This window comes from Chitinivorax sp. B (assembly GCF_005503445.1).
Classification (GTDB): domain Bacteria; phylum Pseudomonadota; class Gammaproteobacteria; order Burkholderiales; family SCOH01; genus Chitinivorax.
This window is the reverse complement of record NZ_SCOH01000097.1, coordinates 1-5,311: the sequence shown is the minus strand read 5'-3', so window position 1 is coordinate 5,311 and position 5,311 is coordinate 1. Positions and strand designations below refer to the sequence as shown.

The following is a 5,311-nucleotide window of genomic DNA, read 5'->3' as shown; positions in this document are numbered from 1 at the left end:
TGGTTGTAGAAGAGTAAACGCCCTTAGGTTTGAGCTAAGGGCGTTTTTAGAGGGGTCTGGCGGTGACCTACTTTCCCACGGGCAATCCGCAGTATCATTGGCGCAGAGGTGTTTCACGGTCCTGTTCGGGATGGGAAGGGGTGGTACCACCTCGCTATGGCCGCCAGACATAAGCTGTCTGAGGCGCAGCTGGTTGAGCTACGACTCTGAGAACGGAAGAAGTGTTTTTGATTGTATAGATCAGATTGAATACAGATTGGTTTCAGATTATAGGATCAAGCCTCACGGGCAATTAGTACTGGTTAGCTTAACGCATTACTGCGCTTCCACACCCAGCCTATCAACGTGGTGGTCTTCCACGACCCTTCAGGGAGATCGAGTCTCCAGGGAAGTCTCATCTTAAGGCGAGTTTCCCGCTTAGATGCTTTCAGCGGTTATCTCTTCCGAACTTAGCTACCCGGCGATACGACTGGCGTCATAACCGGTACACCAGAGGTTCGTCCACTCCGGTCCTCTCGTACTAGGAGCAGCCCCCTTCAAACTTCCAACGCCCACTGCAGATAGGGACCAAACTGTCTCACGACGTTTTAAACCCAGCTCACGTACCACTTTAAATGGCGAACAGCCATACCCTTGGGACCGGCTACAGCCCCAGGATGTGATGAGCCGACATCGAGGTGCCAAACTCCCCCGTCGATATGAACTCTTGGGAGGAATCAGCCTGTTATCCCCGGAGTACCTTTTATCCGTTGAGCGATGGCCCTTCCATACAGAACCACCGGATCACTATGTCCTGCTTTCGCACCTGCTCGACTTGTCGGTCTCGCAGTTAAGCATCCTTTTGCCATTGCACTATTAGTACGATTTCCGACCGTACCTAGGATACCTTCGAGCTCCTCCGTTACACTTTGGGAGGAGACCGCCCCAGTCAAACTGCCTACCATGCACGGTCCCCGACCCGGATCACGGGCCTAGGTTAGAACCTCAAACACACCAGGCTGGTATTTCAACGTCGGCTCCATGCGAACTAGCGTCCGCACTTCAAAGCCTCCCAGCTATCCTACACAAGTCTGTTCAAAGTCCAATGCAAAGCTACAGTAAAGGTTCACGGGGTCTTTCCGTCTAGCAGCGGGTAGATTGCATCTTCACAAACACTTCAACTTCGCTGAGTCTCAGGAGGAGACAGTGTGGCCATCGTTACGCCATTCGTGCGGGTCGGAACTTACCCGACAAGGAATTTCGCTACCTTAGGACCGTTATAGTTACGGCCGCCGTTTACCGGGGCTTCGATCAAGAGCTTGCACCCCATCACTTAACCTTCCGGCACCGGGCAGGCGTCACACCCTATACGTCCACTTTCGTGTTTGCAGAGTGCTGTGTTTTTAATAAACAGTCGCAGCCACCTTTTCACTGCAACCTCTTCGAGCTCCGGACGCGAGGTCCTTCACCCTACAGAGGCACACCTTCTCCCGAAGTTACGGTGTCAATTTGCCGAGTTCCTTCTCCTGAGTTCTCTCAAGCGCCTTAGGATTCTCACCCTGCCCACCTGTGTCGGTTTGCAGTACGGTCGATTTAGAACTGAAGCTTAGAGGCTTTTCCTGGAAGCATGGGATCAATCACTTCAGTACACGTGGTACCTCGTCATCACGCCTCAGCTAAGTTCTGCGGATTTGCCTACAGAACACGCCTACACGCTTAAACCAACTATTCCAACAGTTGGCTGACCTACCCTTCTCCGTCCCCCCATCGCATTCTAAATCGGTACAGGAATATTAACCTGTTTCCCATCGACTACGCATTTCTGCCTCGCCTTAGGGGCCGACTCACCCTACGCCGATGAACGTTGCGTAGGAAACCTTGGGCTTTCGGCGACAAGGAATTTCACCTTGTTTATCGCTACTCATGTCAACATTCGCACTTCTGATACCTCCAGCAGCCTTTACAAGCCACCTTCGCAGGCTTACAGAACGCTCTCCTACCACCATGCTTACGCATGATCCGCAGCTTCGGTTACGTGCTTAGCCCCGTTACATCTTCCGCGCAGGACGACTCGACCAGTGAGCTATTACGCTTTCTTTGAATGATGGCTGCTTCTAAGCCAACATCCTGGCTGTCTATGCCTTCCCACTTCGTTTACCACTTAGCACGTCATTTGGGACCTTAGCTGGCGGTCTGGGTTGTTTCCCTCTTGACACCGGACGTTAGCACCCGATGTCTGTCTCCCACGCTCGCACTTCTCGGTATTCGGAGTTTGCAATGGTTTGGTAAGTCGCGATGACCCCCTAGCCATAACAGTGCTCTACCCCCGAGAGTGATACGTGAGGCACTACCTAAATAGTTTTCGGAGAGAACCAGCTATTTCCAAGTTTGTTTAGCCTTTCACCCCTATCCACAGCTCATCCCCTAGTTTTGCAACACTAGTGGGTTCGGACCTCCAGTGGGTGTTACCCCACCTTCATCCTGGCCATGGATAGATCACTTGGTTTCGGGTCTACGCCCAGCAACTCAACGCCCTATTCGGACTCGGTTTCCCTACGCCTCCCCTATGCGGTTAAGCTCGCTACTGAACGTAAGTCGTTGACCCATTATACAAAAGGTACGCAGTCACGGAACAAGTCCGCTCCCACTGTTTGTATGCACACGGTTTCAGGTTCTATTTCACTCCCCTTCCGGGGTTCTTTTCGCCTTTCCCTCACGGTACTGGTTCACTATCGGTCGATCACGAGTATTTAGCCTTGGAGGATGGTCCCCCCATCTTCAGACAGGATTTCACGTGTCCCGCCCTACTTGTCGTATGCTCAGTACCACCACAGAGATTTCGCGTACGGGGCTATCACCCACTATGGCCAGACTTTCCAGACTGTTCCACTATCTCTACGGTTATCACATACAGGCTCTTCCCAGTTCGCTCGCCACTACTTTGGGAATCTCGGTTGATTTCTTTTCCTGCAGCTACTTAGATGTTTCAGTTCGCTGCGTTCGCTCTACCCTCCCTATGTGTTCAGGAGGGAGTGACCCTTTCGGGCCGGGTTTCCCCATTCGGACATCTGCGGATCAATGTTCCATTGCCAACTCCCCGCAGCTTTTCGCAGGCTTGCACGTCCTTCATCGCCTGTGATCGCCAAGGCATCCACCATGTGCACTTAGTCGCTTGACCCTATAATCTCAAACCAATCTTGCGATTGTTTCGAGCTAGGTATTCAATCGGTGTTTGCAATCTACCTACGACTTGCAGGTAGATTGTTTGCGATACAATCAAAAACCCATTGTTGCTCTGTCTTTGATGAGTCATCTTACGATTTCCCATCAAGAGAACTTCAATGTCACTTCTTCCGTTTTGTTAAAGATCAAATACAGCATTGGTGCAGTCACCAAATTCAACAACTCTGTTTGCAAAGTGGTTTGATTTGATGTCGCGGTAGGATGGTGGAGGTTGACGGGATCGAACCGACGACCCCCTGCTTGCAAAGCAGGTGCTCTCCCAGCTGAGCTAAACCCCCAGATTTCTCGACCTTCGCGTGAAGCTTAGGTCTCCAAGCTTCTTGGTGGGCCTGGCTGGATTTGAACCAGCGACCCCACGCTTATCAAGCGTGTGCTCTGACCAACTGAGCTACAAGCCCAACTCAGGTCCATCTGCTGTCTTTACACTTCATACAGTCGATAAGTGTGGACACTTATGAATCAGTTTTTCTCTAGAAAGGAGGTGATCCAGCCGCAGGTTCCCCTACGGCTACCTTGTTACGACTTCACCCCAGTCATGAAACATACCGTGGTAAGCGCCTTCCCGAAGGTTCAGCTACCTACTTCTGGTATCCCCCACTCCCATGGTGTGACGGGCGGTGTGTACAAGGCCCGGGAACGTATTCACCGCGACATGCTGATCCGCGATTACTAGCGATTCCGACTTCATGGAGTCGAGTTGCAGACTCCAATCCGGACTACGATCGGCTTTCTGGGATTAGCTCCCCCTCGCGGGTTGGCAACCCTCTGTACCGACCATTGTATTACGTGTGAAGCCCTGGCCATAAGGGCCATGAGGACTTGACGTCATCCCCACCTTCCTCCGGTTTGTCACCGGCAGTCCCAATAGAGTGCTCAACTGAATGTAGCAACTATCGGCAAGGGTTGCGCTCGTTGCGGGACTTAACCCAACATCTCACGACACGAGCTGACGACAGCCATGCAGCACCTGTGTCCACTTTCTCTTTCGAGCACCTAATGCATCTCTGCTTCGTTAGTGGCATGTCAAGGCCAGGTAAGGTTTTTCGCGTTGCATCGAATTAATCCACATAATCCACCGCTTGTGCGGGCCCCCGTCAATTCCTTTGAGTTTTAATCTTGCGACCGTACTCCCCAGGCGGTCTACTTCACGCGTTAGCTGCGTCACCAAGGAGGTCTCCCTCCCCAACAACTAGTAGACATCGTTTAGGGCGTGGACTACCAGGGTATCTAATCCTGTTTGCTCCCCACGCTTTCGTGCATGAGCGTCAGTGTCGACCCAGGGGTCTGCCTTCGCCATCGGTGTTCCTCCACATCTCTACGCATTTCACTGCTACACGTGGAATTCCAACCCCCTCTGCCGCACTCTAGCTTGCCAGTCCTCAATGCAGTTCCCAGGTTGAGCCCGGGGATTTCACATCAAGCTTAACAAGCCGCCTGCGCACGCTTTACGCCCAGTAATTCCGATTAACGCTTGCACCCTACGTATTACCGCGGCTGCTGGCACGTAGTTAGCCGGTGCTTATTCTTCAGGTACTGTCATCCCCAATGGGTATTAGCCACTAGGATTTCCTTCCTGACAAAAGTCCTTTACAACCCGAAGGCCTTCTTCAGACACGCGGCATGGCTGGATCAGGCTTGCGCCCATTGTCCAAAATTCCCCACTGCTGCCTCCCGTAGGAGTCTGGGCCGTGTCTCAGTCCCAGTGTGGCGGATCATCCTCTCAGACCCGCTACGGATCGTTGCCTTGGTGAGCCTTTACCTCACCAACTAGCTAATCCGACATCGGCCGCTCCGGAAGCACAAGGCCTTACGGTCCCCTGCTTTCCTGCTCACAGAATATGCGGTATTAGCACACCTTTCGGTGCGTTATCCCCCACTCCCGGGTACGTTCCGATGCATTACTCACCCGTTCGCCACTAGATTAAGGAGCAAGCCCCTTAACCCCGTTCGACTTGCATGTGTAAAGCATGCCGCCAGCGTTCAATCTGAGCCAGGATCAAACTCTTTCGTTCAATCCTAATCTCACGCAAGATTTCAGAATTATCTGATTTCTAAACGTGAGCACTTTATTTCTTTGATTAACCAGACC

At 52.2% G+C, this 5,311-nt stretch carries 2 tRNA genes and 3 rRNA genes; all 5 read right to left on the bottom strand.

What is annotated here, in order from left to right:
- Positions 1 to 54 precede the first annotated feature (54 nt).
- The 5 genes from rrf to FFS57_RS24235 all read right to left on the bottom strand — a co-directional run bounded on the left by rrf (position 55) and on the right by FFS57_RS24235 (position 5,234).
- Positions 55 to 168 (bottom strand): 5S ribosomal RNA (gene rrf, locus FFS57_RS24255).
- 103 nt (positions 169 to 271) lie between these two features.
- Positions 272 to 3,157: ribosomal RNA gene (locus FFS57_RS24250) — 23S ribosomal RNA — on the bottom strand.
- Positions 3,158 to 3,424: 267 nt separating this feature from the next.
- A tRNA-Ala gene (locus FFS57_RS24245) sits at positions 3,425 to 3,500 on the bottom strand.
- Positions 3,501 to 3,543: 43 nt separating this feature from the next.
- Positions 3,544 to 3,620: transfer RNA gene (locus FFS57_RS24240), tRNA-Ile, on the bottom strand.
- A 76-nt stretch (positions 3,621 to 3,696) separates the two neighbouring features.
- Positions 3,697 to 5,234, bottom strand: a 16S ribosomal RNA gene (locus FFS57_RS24235).
- The 16S, 23S and 5S rRNA genes sit together here with 2 tRNA genes alongside, the layout of an rRNA operon.
- Between the last annotated feature and the right edge of the window lie 77 nt (positions 5,235 to 5,311).